The organism is Arthrobacter sp. P1_B11 (genome assembly GCF_056406715.1).
The window spans coordinates 70,006-88,859 of the sequence record NZ_JBFTZQ010000018.1; the positions used below are offsets into that span (position 1 = coordinate 70,006).

14 protein-coding genes and 2 pseudogenes are annotated in these 18,854 nt (G+C 66.8%); 7 read left to right on the forward strand and 9 right to left on the reverse strand.

Features of this window, described 5'->3' with window-relative positions; translation table 11 throughout:
- Positions 1–82 precede the first annotated feature (82 nt).
- Together AC1D14_RS14905 and AC1D14_RS14910 are read right to left on the reverse strand one after the other, a co-directional pair.
- Complete coding sequence (locus AC1D14_RS14905) at positions 83–769, reverse strand: potassium channel family protein (RefSeq protein WP_230121008.1); 687 nt, start codon at positions 767–769, stop codon at positions 83–85.
- A complete protein-coding gene (locus tag AC1D14_RS14910; RefSeq protein ID WP_476968704.1) occupies positions 762–2,195 on the reverse strand; it encodes a TrkH family potassium uptake protein in 1,434 nt (477 codons plus the stop codon). Before AC1D14_RS14910 ends, AC1D14_RS14905 begins: the two co-directional genes overlap by 8 nt.
- Before the next feature lie 120 nt (positions 2,196–2,315).
- On the opposite strand from AC1D14_RS14910, the gene AC1D14_RS14915 reads away from it, so the two are divergent.
- Together AC1D14_RS14915 and AC1D14_RS14920 are read left to right on the forward strand one after the other, a co-directional pair.
- On the forward strand, positions 2,316–3,527 hold the full coding sequence (locus tag AC1D14_RS14915) for an acetoin utilization protein AcuC (RefSeq protein ID WP_476882145.1): 1,212 nt from the start codon (positions 2,316–2,318) through the stop codon (positions 3,525–3,527).
- A 76-nt stretch (positions 3,528–3,603) separates the two neighbouring features.
- Entirely contained in the window at positions 3,604–4,257 is a 654-nt protein-coding gene (locus AC1D14_RS14920; protein ID WP_230121014.1) for an ArsR/SmtB family transcription factor, read from the forward strand.
- A 20-nt stretch (positions 4,258–4,277) separates the two neighbouring features.
- Here AC1D14_RS14920 and AC1D14_RS14925 read toward each other — a convergent pair whose 3' ends face one another.
- Positions 4,278–5,609, reverse strand: a complete 1,332-nt coding sequence (locus AC1D14_RS14925) for an alpha-hydroxy acid oxidase (protein WP_290369798.1) — start codon at positions 5,607–5,609, stop codon at positions 4,278–4,280.
- A gap of 80 nt (positions 5,610–5,689) precedes the next feature.
- Between AC1D14_RS14925 and AC1D14_RS14930 the strand changes: the two genes are divergently transcribed.
- Positions 5,690–6,385: a FadR/GntR family transcriptional regulator gene (locus AC1D14_RS14930; RefSeq protein WP_230121016.1), complete on the forward strand. Its 696-nt coding sequence runs from the start codon at positions 5,690–5,692 to the stop codon at positions 6,383–6,385.
- A gap of 93 nt (positions 6,386–6,478) precedes the next feature.
- On the opposite strand, the gene AC1D14_RS14935 is transcribed toward AC1D14_RS14930, so the two are convergent.
- Together AC1D14_RS14935 and AC1D14_RS14940 are read right to left on the reverse strand one after the other, a co-directional pair.
- On the reverse strand, positions 6,479–9,019 hold the full coding sequence (locus AC1D14_RS14935) for a beta-glucosidase (protein WP_476882144.1): 2,541 nt from the start codon (positions 9,017–9,019) through the stop codon (positions 6,479–6,481).
- Positions 9,020–10,300 (reverse strand): MFS transporter, encoded by a 1,281-nt coding sequence (locus AC1D14_RS14940; protein ID WP_476968705.1) that lies wholly within the window; start codon positions 10,298–10,300, stop codon positions 9,020–9,022.
- 121 nt (positions 10,301–10,421) lie between these two features.
- Between AC1D14_RS14940 and AC1D14_RS14945 the strand changes: the two genes are divergently transcribed.
- Entirely contained in the window at positions 10,422–11,012 is a 591-nt protein-coding gene (locus tag AC1D14_RS14945; RefSeq protein WP_476882143.1) for a TetR/AcrR family transcriptional regulator, read from the forward strand.
- Positions 11,013–11,033: 21 nt separating this feature from the next.
- Here AC1D14_RS14945 and AC1D14_RS14950 read toward each other — a convergent pair whose 3' ends face one another.
- Complete coding sequence (locus AC1D14_RS14950; RefSeq protein WP_476968706.1) at positions 11,034–12,047, reverse strand: LacI family DNA-binding transcriptional regulator; 1,014 nt, start codon at positions 12,045–12,047, stop codon at positions 11,034–11,036.
- A gap of 185 nt (positions 12,048–12,232) precedes the next feature.
- Between AC1D14_RS14950 and AC1D14_RS14955 the strand changes: the two genes are divergently transcribed.
- From AC1D14_RS14955 to AC1D14_RS14965, 3 genes and pseudogenes are all read left to right on the forward strand, one after another.
- The gene (locus AC1D14_RS14955; protein ID WP_476968707.1) at positions 12,233–13,723 is read left to right on the forward strand and encodes a Gfo/Idh/MocA family protein; all 1,491 of its coding nucleotides are present in this window, start codon (positions 12,233–12,235) and stop codon (positions 13,721–13,723) included.
- Positions 13,724–13,751: 28 nt separating this feature from the next.
- Complete coding sequence (locus tag AC1D14_RS14960) at positions 13,752–14,768, forward strand: NAD-dependent epimerase/dehydratase family protein (RefSeq protein WP_476968708.1); 1,017 nt, start codon at positions 13,752–13,754, stop codon at positions 14,766–14,768.
- Positions 14,765–15,063 (forward strand): annotated as a pseudogene (locus tag AC1D14_RS14965) (dihydrodipicolinate synthase family protein); the annotation flags it as partial. The gene AC1D14_RS14960 and the pseudogene AC1D14_RS14965, both read left to right, overlap by 4 nt.
- Before the next feature lie 25 nt (positions 15,064–15,088).
- Here AC1D14_RS14965 and AC1D14_RS14970 read toward each other — a convergent pair.
- The 3 genes and pseudogenes from AC1D14_RS14970 to AC1D14_RS14980 all read right to left on the reverse strand — a co-directional run.
- A complete protein-coding gene (locus AC1D14_RS14970) occupies positions 15,089–17,452 on the reverse strand; it encodes a SulP family inorganic anion transporter (protein ID WP_476968709.1) in 2,364 nt (787 codons plus the stop codon).
- A 379-nt stretch (positions 17,453–17,831) separates the two neighbouring features.
- Positions 17,832–18,310, reverse strand: a pseudogene (locus tag AC1D14_RS14975) (M24 family metallopeptidase); the annotation flags it as partial.
- 39 nt (positions 18,311–18,349) lie between these two features.
- Positions 18,350–18,854, reverse strand: a 505-nt coding sequence (locus tag AC1D14_RS14980; RefSeq protein WP_476968710.1) for an HNH endonuclease signature motif containing protein, incomplete at its 5' end; no start/stop codon positions are given.

Genomic DNA, 18,854 nt, shown 5'->3' on the forward strand with positions numbered 1-18,854 from the left:
CATTTGGGAAGTGATTCTGCCGGGGTCAGGTCCATCCAGCGATGGCGCGTCCAGTGACCGGTCCGGTGCGTCCTGCCATCGGCTACGGCCGTGCGGCGAAGCGCTCCAGCAGGTCCACATGCCCGGACACGATCAGCATGTCGCGGGAAGACACTTTGGTCTCCGGGCGCGCGTAGGTGAAGTCCTCGCCGGGAGATTTCACGCCCACGATGGTCACGCCATACTTGGAACGGACTTTGGATTCGTCCAGGGTGAAGCCCACGGTTTCGCGCGGAGGGTACATCTTGACGATCGCGAAGTCGTCATCGAACTCAATGAAGTCCAGCATGCGGCCTGACACGAGGTGCGCGGCACGGACCCCGGCGTCGGCCTCGGGGTAGATGACGTGGTTGGCGCCGATCCGGGTGAGGATCTTGCCGTGCGACGGCGTAATGGCCTTGACCCACAAGTGCTCGATGCCCAGGTCCACGAGGTTCACGGTGATCAGCACCGAGGATTCAATGGATGTGCCCACGCCGACGACAGCAGAGCTGAACTCCTGCGCGCCGAGCTGGCGGAGCGCGTCAATGTTGGTCGCATCTGCCTCCACCACATGGGTGAGGACCGGCGCCCACTTCTGCACCAGGGACCGGTCGCGCTCGATCGCCAGCACCTCGCGGCCCTGCTTGACCAGCTGCTCGGCAGTGGAGGAGCCGAAGCGGCCCAGCCCGATCACCAGAACGGGAGCATTGTGGGCGGGCCGGTTGACGGCCCCTGACGAATTAGCCAATGATCGGCCTCTCTTCCGGGTAGTGGTACAACTGGCTGCGCTGGCGCAGGGCCAGGGCAGCGGCAAGCGTGACGGTGCCGACGCGGCCGGCGAACATCAGGGCGGAGAGCACGTAGACGCCCGACGGCGGGAGTTCGGCGCTGAGGTTCGTGCTGAGGCCCACGGTGGCGAAGGCGGAAATGGTCTCGAACAGCACCCGGTCCAGTGTCGCCCCGCTGATGTGCAGCAGCAGGAAAGCGGAGACGGAAACCAGGGTAGCGCCTGCGACGATGACGGAGATGGCCACGCGCATGGTTCCCTGGGGGATGGTCCGGCCGTAAACCTTGACGTCCGCGTCACCGCGGGCTTCTGCCACGATGGCCAGGAACATCACGGCAATGGTGGTCACCTTGATGCCGCCCGCCGTGGAGGCGGAACCGCCCCCGGCGAACATGAGCGCATCGGTGAGCAGTTTAGTGGTGGACTCCATGTGGTTCTGGTCCACGAGGTTGAAGCCCCCGGAGCGTGTCATGACGGAGGCGAACAGCGCATGGGTGATCTTGTCCCCGATGTCCATCCCCCCGATGGTCCGGGCGTTGTCCCACTCCATGAGGCCCCACAGGACCGTTCCGGCCGCCAGCAGAATAAACGACACCTGGATGGTCAGCTTGGTATGCAGGTTCCATTTCTTCCAGTTGAGGCCGTTCTGCTGCAGGACCATGACCACGGGGAAGCCCAGGCTGCCCATGAACACGCCAAGCATGAGTGGGATAAGGATCCAGAGATCCGTCTCGTAGGGGACGATGCCGTCCGAATGCGGGGTGAAGCCGGCGTTGTTGAAGGCCGAGATCGAGTAGAAGACGCCGTGCCATACGGACCGCCAGAACGGTTCACCGAGAGTGAGGAACCGTGGAACGAGGGCCAGTGCCAGCGTGCCCTCGATGACCACGGACGTGGTGATCACGATCCGGAGCAGCGTGCCCACCTCGCCCAGGCGCCCTGCGTTGTTCATCGCCTCCTGGGCGATCAGCTTTCCGCGGACGCCTAGCTTTTTGCTCACCATCAGTGCCAGCAGCGAGGCCAGCGTCAGGGTGCCGAGGCCGCCCACGAAGATGCCCACCAGAATGACGAGCTGCCCGAAGAACGACCAATGGGCCGCTGTCGAAACCACCGTCAGGCCGGTCACGCACACGGCCGAGACGGCGGTGAACAGGGCCTGGTGGAGCGGGGTGTACTCGCCCGTGGCCGACGCCGCCGGCAGGGACAGCAGGCCGGTGAAGAGCACGATGACCACGAAGAACGCCGTGAGAGCCAGGCGCGCGGGGGAGGTGTTGGCGATGTTGTCGATAAAGTCGCGAATACCGGTGAAGATCCACAGGCCGTCCCGCTCCGGCGCTGCGGGTTGCCAGTTGGCCGGGCTCTTGGACCTCGACTGGCTTTGCGTCATGTGTGGCTTTTTCCTCGGTTGAATCTGCTTCCTCCAGTAGTAAACCACTAAAGTCCGCCATATGGCCGGGCCGGGCGCGGAGCGCCGCGGCGGTAACCCCGCTCGGGTAGCCTGTGAGTGATGACTTTCCTGCCCGGACTCAGCCTCCCCGTACTGCCAACGACGGTGGTGTGGGACGCCGCCATGACGGCGTACAACTTTGGTCCGGGCCACCCGATGGCGCCGGAGCGGCTTGAGCTCACCGAACGGCTGGCCCGGAGCCTGGGCCTGCTGGACCTTGCGCACGTCAGGCTGGCGGCCCCGGAGCTTGCCGATGACGGCGAGCTGACCACTGTCCACAGCCCCGAGTTCGTGGCGGCGGTCCGCCGCGTCAGCGAAGATCCCACAGCCACTGACGAGGCCCACGGGCTGGGCACCGAGGATGACCCGGCCTTCGCGGGAATGCACGAGGCCGCCGCACGCCTCGCCGGGGGATCCCTGCTCGCGGCCAGCTCGATCCTGGACGGCTCAGCGGTGCACGCTGTGAACTTCGGCGGCGGGCTCCACCACGCGTCACGCGACCGGGCCAGCGGTTTCTGCATCTACAACGACGCTGCGCTCGCCATCCGGAAACTGCTCGACGGCGGCGTGCAGCGCGTGGCATACATCGACGTCGACGCCCACCACGGGGACGGGACGCAAAGCATTTTCTGGGACGATCCCCGGGTCCTCACCATCTCCCTGCACGAAACGGGGATGACGCTCTTCCCAGGCACCGGCTTCGCCAACGAGATCGGCGGCCCGAACGCCCTGGGCAGCGCCGTTAACGTTGCCCTCCCGGCCGGCACGGGCGACGCCGGCTGGCTTCGCGCGTTCCACGCGGTGGTTCCCCAGCTGGTTGGGGCCTTTGAACCGGACGTGATCGTGAGCCAGCACGGCTGCGACTCCCACCGCCTGGATCCGCTGACGCACCTCAACGTCAGCGTGGACGGCCAGCGCGAGGCGACCACCGCCGTCGGGAACCTCGCCGCGCGCCACTGCGACAACCGCTGGATTGCCACCGGCGGCGGCGGGTACCACATCACCGGGGTGGTGCCGCGGACGTGGAGCCACCTGATCGGCATCGCCGCGGGCCGCCCCGTGCCTTTGCGCACGCCGGTGCCGGAAGCGTGGCGGACGTACGTCCACGAGCGGTACGGCACTGCAGCCCCCGCGTTCATGGGCGACGACGCTGACGTCTGGTGGCGGTCGTGGGAGGTCGGGTTCGATCCCAACGACGACGTGGACCGCACCGTGATGGCCACCCGCAAGGAAGTGTTCCCGTTGTACGGCCTGGATCCCTGGTTCGACTGAGACGGCTCGGACATGAGCCATCGGATGGGCGAAATAGTAGATGCCATCCGGCGTATATGTCGCTAGGGTTGGACTCATGGTGACAGACGACGTATTTGCCGTCATTGCTGAGGCAACACGGCGTGACATTCTCGCGTCCCTCCGCGAGGGGGACAAAGCAGTGGGGGAGCTGGTCGAGGAGCTCGCCGCCAGCCAGCCCACCATCTCCAAACACCTCAAGGTGCTGCGCGAGGCCGACCTCGTGAGCATGCGCGCGCAGGGCCAGAAACGCTACTACGCGCTCAACCCGAAACCGCTGGCGGGGATCGCCAGCTGGTTGGAAACCTTCGACGTCGGCCCGTCGGCTGCCGCGGCCACGTCGCCCGAGACCACGGCCCACGGCGGGTCCGACGAGGAACCGCAGCGCGCGAACGCGCTGCCCCAGAGCGCCGGAACTGCCCGTGCCGCCGCCTCGCCGGCGGCTGCTCCGGCCACGGTCGTCCCGGAAGCCTTTGCCGCCGCCGGTTCCGCCGCGGCCGGTCCCGCCGGCACAGCGGCCGGCGCTGCAGAACCTGCCCTCGACGCACCCGGGCGACCCGCCCACGGGCAGCTGAGCCCCGCCGTCGTGGTTCCAGGGGGCCCCGCCCACGACGACACCGTTCCGCAGCAGATCGGACGCACCGTGGGCCGCGGTGCGAAGAAGGCGGCCGACCTCCTGGCAAACCTGCCGAAGTTCGGCCGCAAGAAATAGCCCAAGGGCTGGCGGGCGGCTTACTTGCCGAGGATCCGCACGTGGTCCGGGGTAAGTTCTGAGAGCTTGTTGACCCCGAGGAGGGCCATCGTCCGGGTCATGTCCTTTTCCAGGATCTGGAGGGCGCGGTCCACTCCGGCCCGGCCGCCCGCCATGAGCCCGTACAGGTAGGCGCGGCCAATCAAAGTGAAGTCCGCGCCGAGGGCCAGAGCTGCAATGATGTCCGCGCCGCTCATGATCCCGGTGTCGAGAATGATCGCGGCGTCACTGTTGTCCTTGGTGAAGGCTTCCTTGACGTCCGGGAGCAGGTGGAACGGTATGGGCGCCCGGTCCAGCTGGCGCCCGCCGTGGTTCGAAAGGATCACGCCGTCGGCGCCGTGGTCCACTACCTTGCGCGCGTCATCCACGGTCTGGATGCCCTTGACCACGAGCTTGCCCTTCCACGTCTCGCGGAGCCAGTCGAGGTCCTCGAAGGTCAGGGTGGGGTCGAACATCGAGTTGATCAGGTCAGCCACCGTGCCCGTGTAGCGGGAGAGCGAGGCGAACGTCAGCGGCTCGTGGGTGAGGAAGTTGAACCACCAGGCCGGACGGTAGGAGGCATCCAGCACGGTCTTCAGTGTCAGTGCCGGCGGGATGGTCATCCCGTTGCGGACGTCACGGAGCCGGGCGCCGGCGACGGCGGTGTCCACGGTGACCATGAGGGTGTCGTTGCCAGCCCTGGCAGCCCGCTCGATCAGCTCAAGGGAGCGGTCCCGGTCCGTCCACAGGTACAGCTGGAACCAGTTGCGCCCGTTGGGCGCCGCCTCGGCAACGTCCTCAATGGACGCGGTGCCCATGGTGGACAGCGTGTAGGGGATGCCGGCGGCTTCGGCTGCCTGCGAGCCGGCGTATTCGCCTTCAGACTGCATCATCCGGGTGAAGCCGGTGGGGGCGATGCCGACCGGGAGCCGTGAGGGCTTGCCCAAAATGTCGGTGCCCAGGTCGATGCTGGAAACATTCCGGAGGATGCCCGGGCGGAACTCGATGTTCAGGAAAGCCTCGCGGGCGCGGCGCAGGGTGATCTCGGCTTCAGCCGCGCCGTCGGTGTAGTCGAAGGGGGCCTTGGGCGTGCGGCGCTTTGCAATATCGCGGAGTTCCCAGATGGTGCTTGCCCTGTTGAGCCGTGCCGCCTTGCTGAACTCGGGCTTCTTGAACTGCATCAGCGGGGCAAGGTCCGAATACTTGGGCACCCGGCGCTTGAGGGCATCGGGTATGCGGGGAGCCTTAGGAGTACTGACCTCCGTGCCCGCTGGCGCCGTTTCCTTCGGCGTGGTGGGTGCCTTCGGATTGGTCGATTCAACTGTCTGCGTCATTGCTGCCTCCGAGTGCGGAATCATGTGGTTGGACCACACTCTAGTCCATGTGGTCCAACCACATCAACTAGGATGGGCGCATGCGCACGCACCAACTTGTCATGCAGTGGATCGAGGACCAGCTCTCGGGCGGGCAGCTCGCGGTGGGCGGGCGCCTCCCTGCGGAGCGCAGCCTGGCCGAGCAGCTCGGCGTGTCCCGGACCTCGGTCCGGGAAGCCATCCGCATCCTGGAGGCCATGGGCGTGGTGCGCGCCGGCGTCGGCTCGGGACCCGAGGCCGGGACGGTGGTGATTTCCGACCCGACTGCGGCGCTTGGCTCGGCCCTGCGGCTGCACGTGGCCACCCAGCACCTGCCGGTGTCAGACGTCGTGGAGACCCGCGTGCTGCTTGAGTCCTGGGCTGCGGCCCGGGCGAAGCCTGATGCCCCGGAGCTCCTTCACGCTTCAGAACTGCTCGATGACATGGACTCCGCCGGACCGGGAGTGGACGAATTCCTGGCCCTCGATGTCCGCTTCCACATTGCGCTCGCCGACGCCGCAGGAAACGCCGTGGTCAGCGCCATGATGGGGTCCCTGCGCGAAGCCATCCAGGGCTACGCCGCGAAGCTGACGGCGAACCTTCCCGATTGGGATGCAACCGCTGCCCGGCTGCGCTCGGAGCACAGGGAGATTCTGGAAGCCATCAGGAACGGCGACGGCGGCCGCGCAGCTGAGCTGGTTGCCGCCCACATCGAGGGGTACTACAAAGAATCCGGCCTTGGGCGCGGCCACGGCTGACAGCTCGCCCATAAAGCAGCTCGCCCAGAAGGCAGTTGGCGGCAGTGTTCACGACGGACACTGCCGCCAATTGTCATGGCAGGGAAGGGCTGGCTAGCGGACCTCGATCTCCAGCTCCTGGAAGTCGTCGGCCGCGTGCCGGCCCACCAGCAGCCGGAACGCCCCGCGCTCAAACTGCCATCCGCCGTCGTAATGGCCGAACGCCCTGGCGGGGATCCGGACCTCGACGCTGCCTGTGCCGCCGGCGGCCAGATGCGTCCCGGCATAGCCTGCAAGCCAGCGGACCGGGCGCTCCACTGCGGAGTCCGCACGGGCAATGTAGACCTGCACCACTTCGCGGCCCGTCCGGGCTCCGGTGTTGCGGACCGGAATGTTGACCACCACGTTCTGGCCGGCGGAAACGCACTGCGGCGCGTGCGCACGGCCAAGCTCGAACGCGGTGTAGCCCAGGCCGAAGCCGAACGGCAGCAGGGGCGCGGCACCGCCGGCGGCTTCCTGCTTGAGCCAGGCGCGGTATCCGACGTGAATGCCCTCGGAGTACACCACCTTGCCGTCCACGGGTGTGGTGTTGAGAACCGGCACGTCCTCAACCGCGGCGGGCCAGGTGGTGGGCAGGCGGCCGCCTGGTTCCTCCTTGCCGAGCAGGATGTCCGCCACCGCGGAGCCAAACTCCTGGCCGCCGAACCAGCCGAGCAGCACAGCGCCGACCTTGTCGATCCACGGCATCAGCACGGGAGAACCGGAATTGACCACCACAACGGTGCGTGGATTGACGGCGGCCACAGCTTCGACGAGCTCGTTCTGGTGACCCGGCAGGTCCAGGTCCTTGCGGTCGAATCCCTCGGACTCTATGGCCGCGTTGGTGCCCACAACCACCACGGCGACGTCCGAGGTGCGGGCGTCTTCGACTGCGGCCCGGATCTCCGCCTGGGGATCATCGACGACGGTTTCCTCGCCGAGCAGGATGGCGATGAGCGGGATCTCCTGCTGCTGCGGCAACTCATAGAGAGCCTCGATGGCCGTGCGCTGGCCCGCCGTGGTCTCGATGGCATGAACTGTCTGGGGCGGATCGAAGAGGGCGGCTCCGAGGACATCGGTGTCGTCCTCCAGTTCTCCGCTGAACACGTCCGCGCCGTCGACCGACAGCCGGATGCGGCCTACCGTGCCCACGCCCACGTGATGGGTGCCGGCAGTTTCAGCAGTCCATTCGGTCTGCATCCGGACGAAGGCCGTGCCGTCCGGAATGCCGACGCCGAACCAGATGAGGTGCGAGGCCAGCCGGTCTTCGCCGGAGATCTCCCTGCCGTCGGCGTCAAGGAAGGTCACGCGCATCCCCGGGACGCCGCTGACCGGATTGTGCAGCGACCTCCGGGCAAACGGCTGGATTCCCTCGGCAACCTTGGCGCCGCGTGCAAAGGTGACGGCAGCATCGCCCGGCAATGCCTTTCGGAGGCCTTCCAGCGGTGAGACGTTGTACCTGGGCATGACCGTGGCGCTGCCGCCGCCCTGCGTTCGGGCCTCTTCGGCGTTGTGGCCGATCACCGCCACGCTGGTCAACGACGCAGCGTCGAGGGGGAGGAGGCCGCCTTCATTGCGGACCAGCACAGCACCGCGGACGGCCACCTCGCGGGCCACCTGGGCGCCGTCGAGCGCTCGGGGGAACTCCGTGACGGCGGGCTCGAAGCCCGCAAGCGAACCGACACGGGCGGCCAGGCGCAGGATCCGCGTGGCCTTTTCCAGGATCGCCTCCCGGCTGACGCGGCCGTCGTGTACGGCGGCAATCAGTCTTGCGCCCCAGTGGCCCACCGGTCCGGGCATCTCGAGGTCCTGGTGCGCGTTCGCAGCAGCCACGGACCGGACGCCGGTCCAGTCGGAGACCACGACGCCGTCAAAGCCCCACTCGGTGGAGAGCGGTGTTTCGAGGAGCTTGTTCTCGCTTGCGGTGGTGCCGTTGATGGAGTTGTAGGAGCTCATGACCAGCCAGGCGCGGGCCTCGGTGATGGCGTCCTCGAAGGCGGCAAGATACAGCTCGCGGAGGGGGCGCTCGTCCACTACGGAGTCCGACGTGAATCGTTCAGTTTCGGCCTCGTTGGCCAGGTAGTGTTTCGGGGTAGCGCCGACGCCCATGGACTGCACCCCGGACACGTAGCCGGCGGCCATGGTGGCGGTCAGGCGGGGGTCCTCGCTCATGCACTCGAAGTGCCGGCCGCCCAGCGGTGAGCGGTGCAGGTTAATGGTGGGGCCGAGCACGGCGTGGACGCCCTTGCGACGCGCCTCCTGGCCCAGCACCTGGCCGTAGCGGCGGGCCACGTCCACGCTCCAGGTTGCGGAAAGGGCGGACGACGACGGCAGCGAGACGGAATCGTGCCGCTCGTCGAAGTCTTCGCCGCGGACACCGGCAGGGCCGTCGGAGAGCACGATGCGTTTGAGGCCGATTTCCGGCAGGGCGTGAGTGGACCAGACGTCCGCGCCGGTGAGGAGCCTGACCTGCTGCTCCAGGCTCAGGCTTGCTGCGAGCTCGCGCAGGCGGGCCTCGGCGGACGGGTCCAAGGGTGCGTCCAGCGGCGCGTCTGCGGGGCTGGCTGCAGACTCGTCGGATGCGCCGGGCTTCTGCGTCGAGAGTGTGGGGTTCATTTACTTGACTCCTTTGATGCGGGTTACGAGGACGGCGCCGATGATTCCCACGACGGCACCGCCGAGGAACAGTGCTGTGTAGCCGCCGAGCGCGATGACGGGGAAGGCGACAGCCGGAACAAGGGACTGGGGGAGTGCCTGGGCGATGTTGAAGACGCCGAAGGTCTTGGCGTTCTCAGTCTGTGTGCCGGGAAGCAGGTCGGCGATCAGGGCGACGTCGACGGCACCGAAGCAACCGAGGCCCAGGCCGACGATTGCCTGTCCCACCATGACCTGGTCTGTGCTGGAGCTCGTGGCGATGATGATGAGGCCCGTCATCATGATGAGGGCGGAGGCGATGACGAGGGCCTTGCGCTTGCCGATCCTGTCGCTGATCCATCCTCCGGCAAGGCTCGTGACCACGGTGCCCGCCGAGCTGACGAGGGTTGCCTGGAACACCAGGCTGGCGATGCTCTCCTCTGCAACGTGGAGCTGGTCGGCAAAGAAATAGGGAAGGTACAGCAGTGCGGCGCAGTAGCCCACGTAGACCATGAACTTGGTGAGCCAGGCCCAGCCGAGGCCGGGATGGATGCGGGGGTTGAAGTGGAAGGATCCCAACACTTCCTTCAGGTTCAGAGGCGCGGGCTTCTCGGTGAGGACGCGGTCCTTGAAGGTGAAGGCGAATCCGATCGCCACTGCCGTGCCCACTATGCCCGGGACGATGGCCATCTGGAAGGCGTTCTCGAACAATTGCGCGAAGTAGGCACCGGACACGAGTCCGATGGACAGGGTCATACCGATCAGGCCGGACAGCCGGCCACGCTCCTGGGGTGCGGCCTGGTCAGGAAGTGTGGCCACGAGCGCGGCCAGTGCCGCGTTGAAACCGAGCTGCGCCACGATCCAGGCCACCAGCACCCCGGACACGTCCGCAGCCGCACCCAGGAGGAACAGCGCACCCAGACCGACAATTGAACCGCCGATGATCCACGGCTTGCGCATGCCGAACCTGGACGTCGTGCGGTCGCTCAGCCGGCCGATGAGCGGATTGGCCAGCAGTGCCACAACGGCTCCGACGCCGGCCACGAGGCTCAGTGCGCCAGCCCGGGTGTCCGGCGTGGTGATCTCGGAAACCTTGATGGCGAGCACCACGATGGCAGGCGCGAGCAGCGCCATCCACAGGCCCGCACTGGCGATCGGCATGCCGATGACGTAGGCGCGCGGTGCCTTGGTGACTGAAGGGCGGGGTGATGGGGATGGGGCGGCCAGAGCCGCGGAATCTTGGGTAATGGTCGTGACGGCCACGGTGCCTCCTGACGAAAAGTGACCCTCCGTTGGGTCTTCGAGAAATAGCGTACAAGTAAAAACCAAGTCTGACTAGGTTTTGTCTCAGGTGACATAGCCGAACGTGAAATAAACTGGCGGAATGTCTACAACGAAGCCCCGCGGGCCGTATGCAAAAGGCGCGGAACGCCGTGAGCAGATCGTCCAGACGGCCACCGACGTGTTTGCCACCGAAGGCTTTGAAGGCACGGCCCTCAAGCGGGTGGCGGAGCTGGTGGGAGTCAAGGAGGCCACGCTCTTCCACTACTTCACCGGCAAGCAGGAACTCCTGACGGCGGTACTCGCCGAGCGCGACCGGCGCGGCCGGGAGCTGGGCAGCGCCGGGGAAAACGGACTGGCGGCGCTGGTGCCCGTCGCGGAACGGAACCGCGACGCCCCTGGGCTGACCACGCTGTACGCCGTGGCGTCAGCTACGGCAAATGATCCAGGGCATGCTTCCCATGGCTATTTCCAAGACAGGTACGCCCGGTTGGTCGAAGAGCTCGCGGCGGATATCGGGCACAAGCAGCAGTCCGGGGAGGTCCGGTCGGACGTTGCGGCCGAGTCCCTGGCGCGCCTGGTCATTGCGGCCTTCGACGGGCTGCAGCTGCAATGGCTGTATGACAAGAATGTGGACATGGCGCAGGGGCTCGGGGAGCTCATCGGCGTCCTGCTCGCCCCGCAGGCGTCCTAGTTCGCCCCGTCCGAGTTTTTTTTAGTTTTTGGCCGGTCCCGTACTGCCGCGGACCTCCACCTGCGGCCGAAAGATATTCACGGCATCCTGGGAGCCTTCGTTGCGGATCAGCGCACGCAGGCGGTGCCAGGCCTGAGCGCCGAGCTCCGTGATGGGCACCGCCGCCGTGGTCAGGGGCGGGGTGGTGTACCTGGCGAACTGGATGTCGTCAAAGCCTGTCACTGAGATATCCTCGGGCACCCGGACGCCGCGCTCGTGCAGTCCGCTGAGCAGGCCCATTGCCACAAGGTCGTTGAATGCCAGCACGCTGGTGCCGCCGCTGGCCAGCACGGCATCCACTGCACCGTGCCCGGCCTCGAAATTTGAACCGCCGTCAATCATCTGGAGTTCGATGCCGGGGTGCCCGGCCTGGAATTTCTCGAGCCCTTGCACGCGCAACGCGAAGGAGGCGCTGCGTGACGGGCCTGAGAGGAAGACAATCCGGGTGTGGCCTAGTTCCACGAGGTGCTCGGCCAGCTCCTGGATTCCCTGGCCATAATCCACCATGAGGCTGGGGACCCTGCTTTCGGTGGTGGTGCGGTTGATCAGCACCATTGGTTGCAGCGACGGCGCCAGCTCCTCGAGTTCGGCATCCCCCATGCGCGGTGCGCAAAGCACCAGACCGTCGCACCGCCGTCGAGCCTCTCCGGCCAGGATGGCCTCCTCGCTGGAGACTTCGGAGGAATCGGCGATGAGCACGCGGTAACCGTCCCGGGCAGCGGCCCTGCTGAGTCCCCGGAGGATGGCCTGGAATGTGGGGTTGGCCAGGTCCGGCACCACGATGCCGATGGTGTCGGTCTTGCCCAGTGCGAGGCTGCGGCCCACCGGGTTTGGCTGGTAGTTCAGCTCGGCGGCCGCCTCCCGGACCCGGGTAGCGATGGCAGGGTCCACCGTGAGGTTGCCGTTCATGACACGCGAAACCGTCGCGTGCGACACCCCCGCCTTCAGCGCAACGTCGGCTATGCCGATCCGCCGAGTGGTTGATCTCCGGCCCATGTGGTCCCTTCCCTGGCTGGCAACATCAGATCCCGCCGGAGCTGCGGATATTTGGTTGACGTACCTGCTGATGACTTGATACAAAGCATATAAGGCAATGAGAAAACGCTTTCTCATCCGATTCTTCCCATTCCAGGCCAGCCCGTCAACCGGTTGGCACCTCTGCCTTTGGAAAGGGGCAATCCATGGTCAACGTCGATACTGCTGGAGAAACGCCCGCGCTGGCTGAGGCCTCCGGCGCTGCAGCGGGTGAGGGCCAGGGGCGCACCCGTTTCGCCCTCGTCGGCACCGGATCCCGCTCGGAAATGTATGTCCGCGCCATTCTGGGCCAGCACGCCGACGTGGCCGAACTCGTGGCCCTCAGCGACGTCAATCCGGGCCGGGTGCAGTATTTCCAGGACCTGGCCAGCGAGCTGGCGGGCGGAAAGCCGGAACCCCTGGCCACCTTTGAACCGTCCAGGCTCGCTGAGTTCATCGCTGATCACGACATTGCGCGGGTCATCATCACCACGCCCGACTACACGCACGCCGACTTCATCGTCACCGCGCTGGAGGCGGGAGCCGACGTCGTGGTGGAGAAGCCGCTGACCATCGACGCCGAAGGTTGCCGGCGCATCACCGCGGCTGTGTCGAAGACCGGGCGCAACGTTGTGGTGACGTTCAACTACCGCTACTCGCCCCGGAACAGCGCCCTCAAAGAAGTCATTCAGAGCGGAGTGCTCGGCAAGGTCACTTCGGTGGACTTTTCGTGGATGCTGGACACGGTCCATGGCGCGGACTACTTCCGCCGTTGGCACCGCGAGAAGGCCAACTCGGGCGGGCTCCTCATCCACAAAGCCTCGCACCACTTCGACCTCGTGAACTGGTGGATCGACGATGTCCCTGTGCGCGTCTTTGCTTCAGGCGGCCTGAAGTTCTACGGCGACAACAACGCAGCCGAACGAGGCCTGGGCGTCCGGCCGGAACGCGGCACCCCAAGTCCCGCAGCAGGCATCCCCGCCACGGGAGGCGCCGCCACGGGCCTTGAGGCCGGCACCGTCACGGACCGTGAGGCCGGCGCCGACCCCTTCCTCCTGGACCTTCGCGAGGACGAAAAGCTGCGGGAGCTCTACTACGAGAATGAGCGCTATGACGGCTACCGCCGTGACCAGGACGTCTTTACCGCCGGAATCACCATCGAGGACAACCTCGCGGTCGTGGTGGATTACGACGGCGGGCCCACCCTGAGCTATTCGCTCAACGCCCACAGCCCCTGGGAAGGGTACCGGGTGGCCATCAACGGCACTGAAGGCCGGGCCGAGCTGGAGGTGGTGGAGCGCTCCGCCGTGCTGCACAGCAACGACAAGAAGACTGTGGTGGACCCAAGCGCCACACCAGTCGAGGAGGACGACGCCGTCCGCCGCAATGGTGAGCGACTGGTGGTACAGCGCCACTGGGAGGCTGCCTACGAGATGCCGATCATCAACGGCGAGGGCGGCCACGGCGGGGGCGACATCCTGCTCCTCTCGGACCTTTTCAACGGTCCTGGCCCGGATCCGCTGGGCCGTCCCTCCGGTTACCTGGACGGACTCCGCTCGGTATCCGTGGGCATTGCCGGAAATGAATCCCTGGCCTCGTCCCTCCCCGTCCGCATTGACGAGCTCAACCTCGGCGCGGACCTCCACCGCGGCCGCTGAGCCGGCGGACCACAAGTTAGGAAAATCGATGAGGATTTTAGTTACCGGCGGCGCAGGCCGTCTGGGACGCAGCGTCGTCGAAGGCCTCGCCGGGGCCGGCCACGATGTCATCTCAGTTGACCGGGACGCCGTGCCCGCAAACCGGCTGCCCGCCGGCGCCGTTCAGCTCACCGCTGACCTTCTAGCGCCGGGGGAGGCCCTGCGTCTGCTGCGGGACTCAGCGCCCGACGCCGTCATCCACGTCGCGGCGATTGCCGTACCTTTCAGCGCGCCGGAGGACGTCATCTTCGGCACCAACACCCGGCTCGCCTACGCCGTTCTCAGCGCCGCCACGGAGGCGGGGGTCCCGAAAATCGTCACCGCGAGCAGCCCGACCGCGCTGGGTTACGGTTCACCTGGCGGCTGGCTGCCGGATGCCTTCCCGCTGGACGAGGACACAACACCCAAACCCTGGAACGCCTACGCCCTGTCCAAGCTGATCGCCGAACAGACGGTGCAGATGTTTGCCGCGGCGCAGGGCGGAAGGATCCGCTACGCCGGGTTCCGTCCCTGTCTCGTGATCTCGCCCGAGGAGTGGGAGGGCGCGCCAACCCAGCAGGGCCATACCCTGGCCGAGCGACTGGCCGACCCCGTTCTCGCCGCACCCGCTCTGTTCAACTACGTCGATGCCCGCGACGTGGCCGATTTCCTGGGCCTGCTCCTGCAAAAAATGGACTCCATCCCCAACGGCCAGACGTTCTTTGTGGGCGCGGCAGACGCCCTCGCCACCGAGCCCCTGGCGGAACTCATCCCGCGTTTCCTCCCCGGCAGTGCCGGACTGGCAGCAGCCCTGACCGGCACGCGCCCTGCCTTTTCCATCGCAAAAGCCCGGGAACTGCTCGGCTGGGAGCCCACACGGAGCTGGCGGACAGAACTGAGAAATCCAGCACTAGGAAACCCAGGACTAGGTGACCCGGCACTAGGAAACCCAGCCCCACCACGCCTCAACGATGAGGCCCCCACGGCCATGGCCACGGCAGGAACCGGACTCAAGGAGACACCATGAAGTTCGACGGCGTACTTTTCTTCCCTGTCACCCCGTTCGCCCCCACGGCACCGTGGACGTGGCCGTCCTGAAGGAACACATCAGCTCCCGGCTGCCGTTCGGACCCGGTGGAGTATTCGCCGCCTGCGGCACGGGCGAGTTCCACGCGCTGGGCATCGACGAAGTGGGCACTGTGGTGGCAGCCGCCGTCGAGGTCGTTGCCGGCCGGGTGCCGGTCGTTGCCGGAGCGGGCGGACCGCTGGGGCACGCCACTTCGGCAACCCGGGCTGCCGAAGTGGCTGGCGTCGACGGACTTGGATTCAGCTTCAGCTAGTCAACGCTTAGCTACTCAACGCGGGCGCCGCTGCAGACCCGGTGAGTTGACCGCCGTCGTCACTCCGCGGCAGCGGATCCAGATGGCTGATACCGGCCGGGGTGACCTGCAGAACCTGGGCTGTGGCGATGTCGTAGAACAGCCCGGTGAGGTGCAGCTCGCCGGACCGGAGTGCCGCCTGAACGTCGGCATGGCGCTGCAGTTGCTCAAGCTGGACGGCCACGTTGACCATTGCCAGTTGGTCCACCTCTCCATATCCCGCGTTTGCCGCGGCGGCCTGTACCGGATGGCCGGCGCGGAATGCGGCCAGGCTGGGCCGGGCGTGATCGAGCCAGGCGTCGACGGGGCTGCGCCCGGCCTCTTCCCGACCGTCACCGGCCTTCGTGTCCCAACCCGCTGCGGGCTCAGCCAGCAGGGCCGTCATGGCACCGCAGCCTGAGTGCCCGCAGATGACCACGGACCTGACGGAAAGTTCGTTGAGCGCGAAGTCCAGAGCTGCTTCAACCGAGGGATCGAGCCGGTCGTTTCCCACCACGTTGCCGACGTTCCGGACGGTGAACAGGTCGCCGGGGCCGCTGCTCGTGATCAGGTTCGGCACCAGCCGGGAATCTGCGCAGGTCAGGAACAAGGTGTCGGGGTTCTGGGCTGTGGACAGTTCCTGCACGTGGGGACGGAGCAGGTGCGCGTGGCGCCGGTGGTAGTTGTCCACGCCCTCGAGTACCGGACGCAGCGGAGCTGGAGCCTCGGCCGCCGCGCCCGCGTGGGCCGGCCGTTCATGCTGCTGCCAGCTGCGCCACGGGGCAAAGCCGCCGCGGAGGGCGGAACGCGAGCTGCCACGCGCCGGAGGGCCGGCCTGGGCATCGTGCAGTGTGGCTGTGCCGCTTTCCTCGATCTTCACGGTGCCGCCGTTGCTGACGTGCCGCCGGCGCCAGGCCTCCAGGGTGTCGTGGACCGGGTGATCAAGGAAGTCCACCTCAAGCTCCACGGTCACGTGCGACCCCGACGGCACTGAAGCCAGCACATGGCTCAGGCGGGGAAGGGAGAGGAAGCTGCAGGAGCCGTCAATGACCACCCGCCAGCGCCGTTCGTCCCTCTCGCCCAAGGGTTCCGCGTGGATGCTGGCCCGTACCACGCGCCACAGGACGAGCGCCACGGCCAGGGCGAGTCCGGTGAGCACGCCTGCGAGGAGGTTGACGAACACCACAGTGAGAAGCGTGACGGCATACACCGCCAGGTCGCCGGTCATGCGGGCGGTCTTGAAGTCAGCCACCTTCACCAGCCGCATGCCGATAATGATGAGCAGGCCTGCGAGGACGGCCACCGGAACCAGTTCGATAACCCCCGCAAGAAGGAGCGAGAAGACGAGGACCCAGATGCCGTGAAGGACGGCCGACTTGCGGGTCCGTGCCCCTGCTTCAAGGTTTGTCGCGCTGCGCACGATCACACCAGTGACGGGCAGGCCGCCCAGCATTCCGGACGTTACGTTCGCGGCTCCCTGGCCGAGGAGTTCACGGTTGAAATCCGTCCGGGCGCCGTGGTGCATCCTGTCCACGGCGACGGCGGAGAGCAGCGACTCCACACTTGCTACCAGGGCGATAGTAATGACGCCGACCGCAACGGCCCCCCAGTGTCCGCCCGGCAGCTGAGGCAACGACACTGCGTCCAGCAGCGACCCGTCAAAGGTGATCCGGTCGACGTCGGACTTGAAAGGCAGTGATAGCGCCGTGGCGGCGACCACTGCCACCAGTGGCGCGGGGACCCGGCGCACGGCGGCCGGCATGTGCTTCCAGCCGAGCACAAGGAGGATGACGGTGACGCCGAGGACAGCGGCCTGGTGGTCCAGAGAGGCGATGGTGGACGGAAGGGCCTTGACGTTCTGCCATGCTGATTCGCCGGCCTCGGCGCCGAGCATGACATGCGCCTGCTGCAGGACGATGATGATGCCGATTCCGGCCAGCATGGCGTGGACGACGACGGGGGCGATGGCCAGTGCCACGCGGCCAACCCGTGCAAAGCCGAGCAGGGCCTGAAGAACTCCGGCGGCCGCGGTGATGGCGCAGGTGGCTGGCCAGCCGAACTGGTCGATGAGACCGGCGACGATGACGGTGAGTCCTGCGGCCGGGCCGCTGACCTGCAGGGGCGATCCGCCGAGGGTGCCGGCCACGATGCCTCCGATGGCTGCAGCGATCAGGCCGGCCATAACCGGGGCGCCGGAGGCCGCGGCGATGCCAAGCGACAGCGGAACCGCGACGAGGAACACCACCAGGGACGCTGGCAAGTCCCAGCGGAGTCCGGATGTGAGGACGGTTCGTAGGGGAATTCGGCTTCCGGTGTGTAGGGGGATTGGATCCGTGGCGGCTGTTGAGGGCATTTCAGTCCTTGGCTCGTTTGGCGGGTCCTTGTCCACGCTATTGATGCCGCTGTGAGGGCCGCAAGGGTCTCCATCGTGAGAAGAAACACCCGAGTGAAGCCGTAAACCGGGGCTTAATAAAGTGTGAACGGCTCCTTTTGACGTGATGAGAGGCGCCGCCACCTCGGGTTCGGTGAAGGCGGCTTCATCGCGTGCCCGATGGCTTCCTGCCGTGGTTCCGGGGTGGACGGCAGATGAGGAGTAGGCGCATGGGGATGGTCGGGCTTCGCCTCGGAATTCAGGAACAAAATCAAGTCAAGTTAGTAATTCAGCTCATCTGACGGTTCCCCGCCGCAAAAAAATTCTGCCCGTGCCTGGCCTCGCAGCCGCAAAATGAGCTTCACAACTGCAGCGTCAGCGGTCTTTCGATGCCGTCAGCCGGAGCGGACGGCCAGCGCGGGTGTGCAGTCAGGACATTGAGCCCGTTGCCGGTCAGCTGGATGGTGTCCTCGATTTTCACGCCCGGACCGGACGGGTTCCAAGTGAAGGGCTGGTTGACCACCACGGCATACCCTGCGCCTGCCGTGACCCGGATCGCGCCCGGCATACCCTGCCGGACCGCCTTGGTGATGCAGTTCCCACTGCTCCGGACCGAAGCCGTGGCGGACGTAAGCCGACTGGATTTCCGTGAATATGCCGGCCAGCCCGGCCCCCTGGCACCGTGGTAGCGAAGACGTCCGCGTCGACTGCAGCGATTCTGGCCTCAGCGTCCCGTTCCTCGGGGCTGGACGCATCGAAGCGGACACAGCGGGTCGCATTGGCCACGAGGCCGTCACGCCTGGCGCAGGCCACCAGCATTGCCCTGCGGCCAATCGGTAAGCGACGAAGCTTTGGGCTGGGTGCCGGGTGGGCAGCGTCTTATGTTCGGTGGTGGTGGTTGCGTCGGGGTTTTTGGGTGGGGTCGATGTGGGGTGGGGGGATGAACCAGGGGATGCCGGTGGTGATGTGGATTTGCCATTGTTCTTTGTGGATGAGGTGGTGGTGGTGGGTGCAGAGGAGGACGCCGTTGTCGGTGTTGGTGGGTCCGCCGTGTGACCAGTAGGTGGTGTGGTGGGCTTCGCACCAGGGGGCGGGGATGGTGCAGGTGGGGAAGGCGCAGCCTTGGTCGCGGGCGGTGAGGGCTTTGCGGAGGTGGGGTGGGAAGATCCGGGTGGTGCGGCCGATGTCCAGGATGCGGCCTTGGCTGCCGAGGAGGATGGGGATGATGTCGGCGTCGCAGGCGATCTTGCGGACGGGGGCGGGGGTGACGGGCCCGGTGACGGCGACCGGCCCGGCCCCGGCGGGCGGGTCGGGGAGCGGGGGCTGGCCGGTGGCGGTGTCGGGGAGCGGGGGCTGGCCGGTGGCGGTGTCGGGGAGCGGGGGC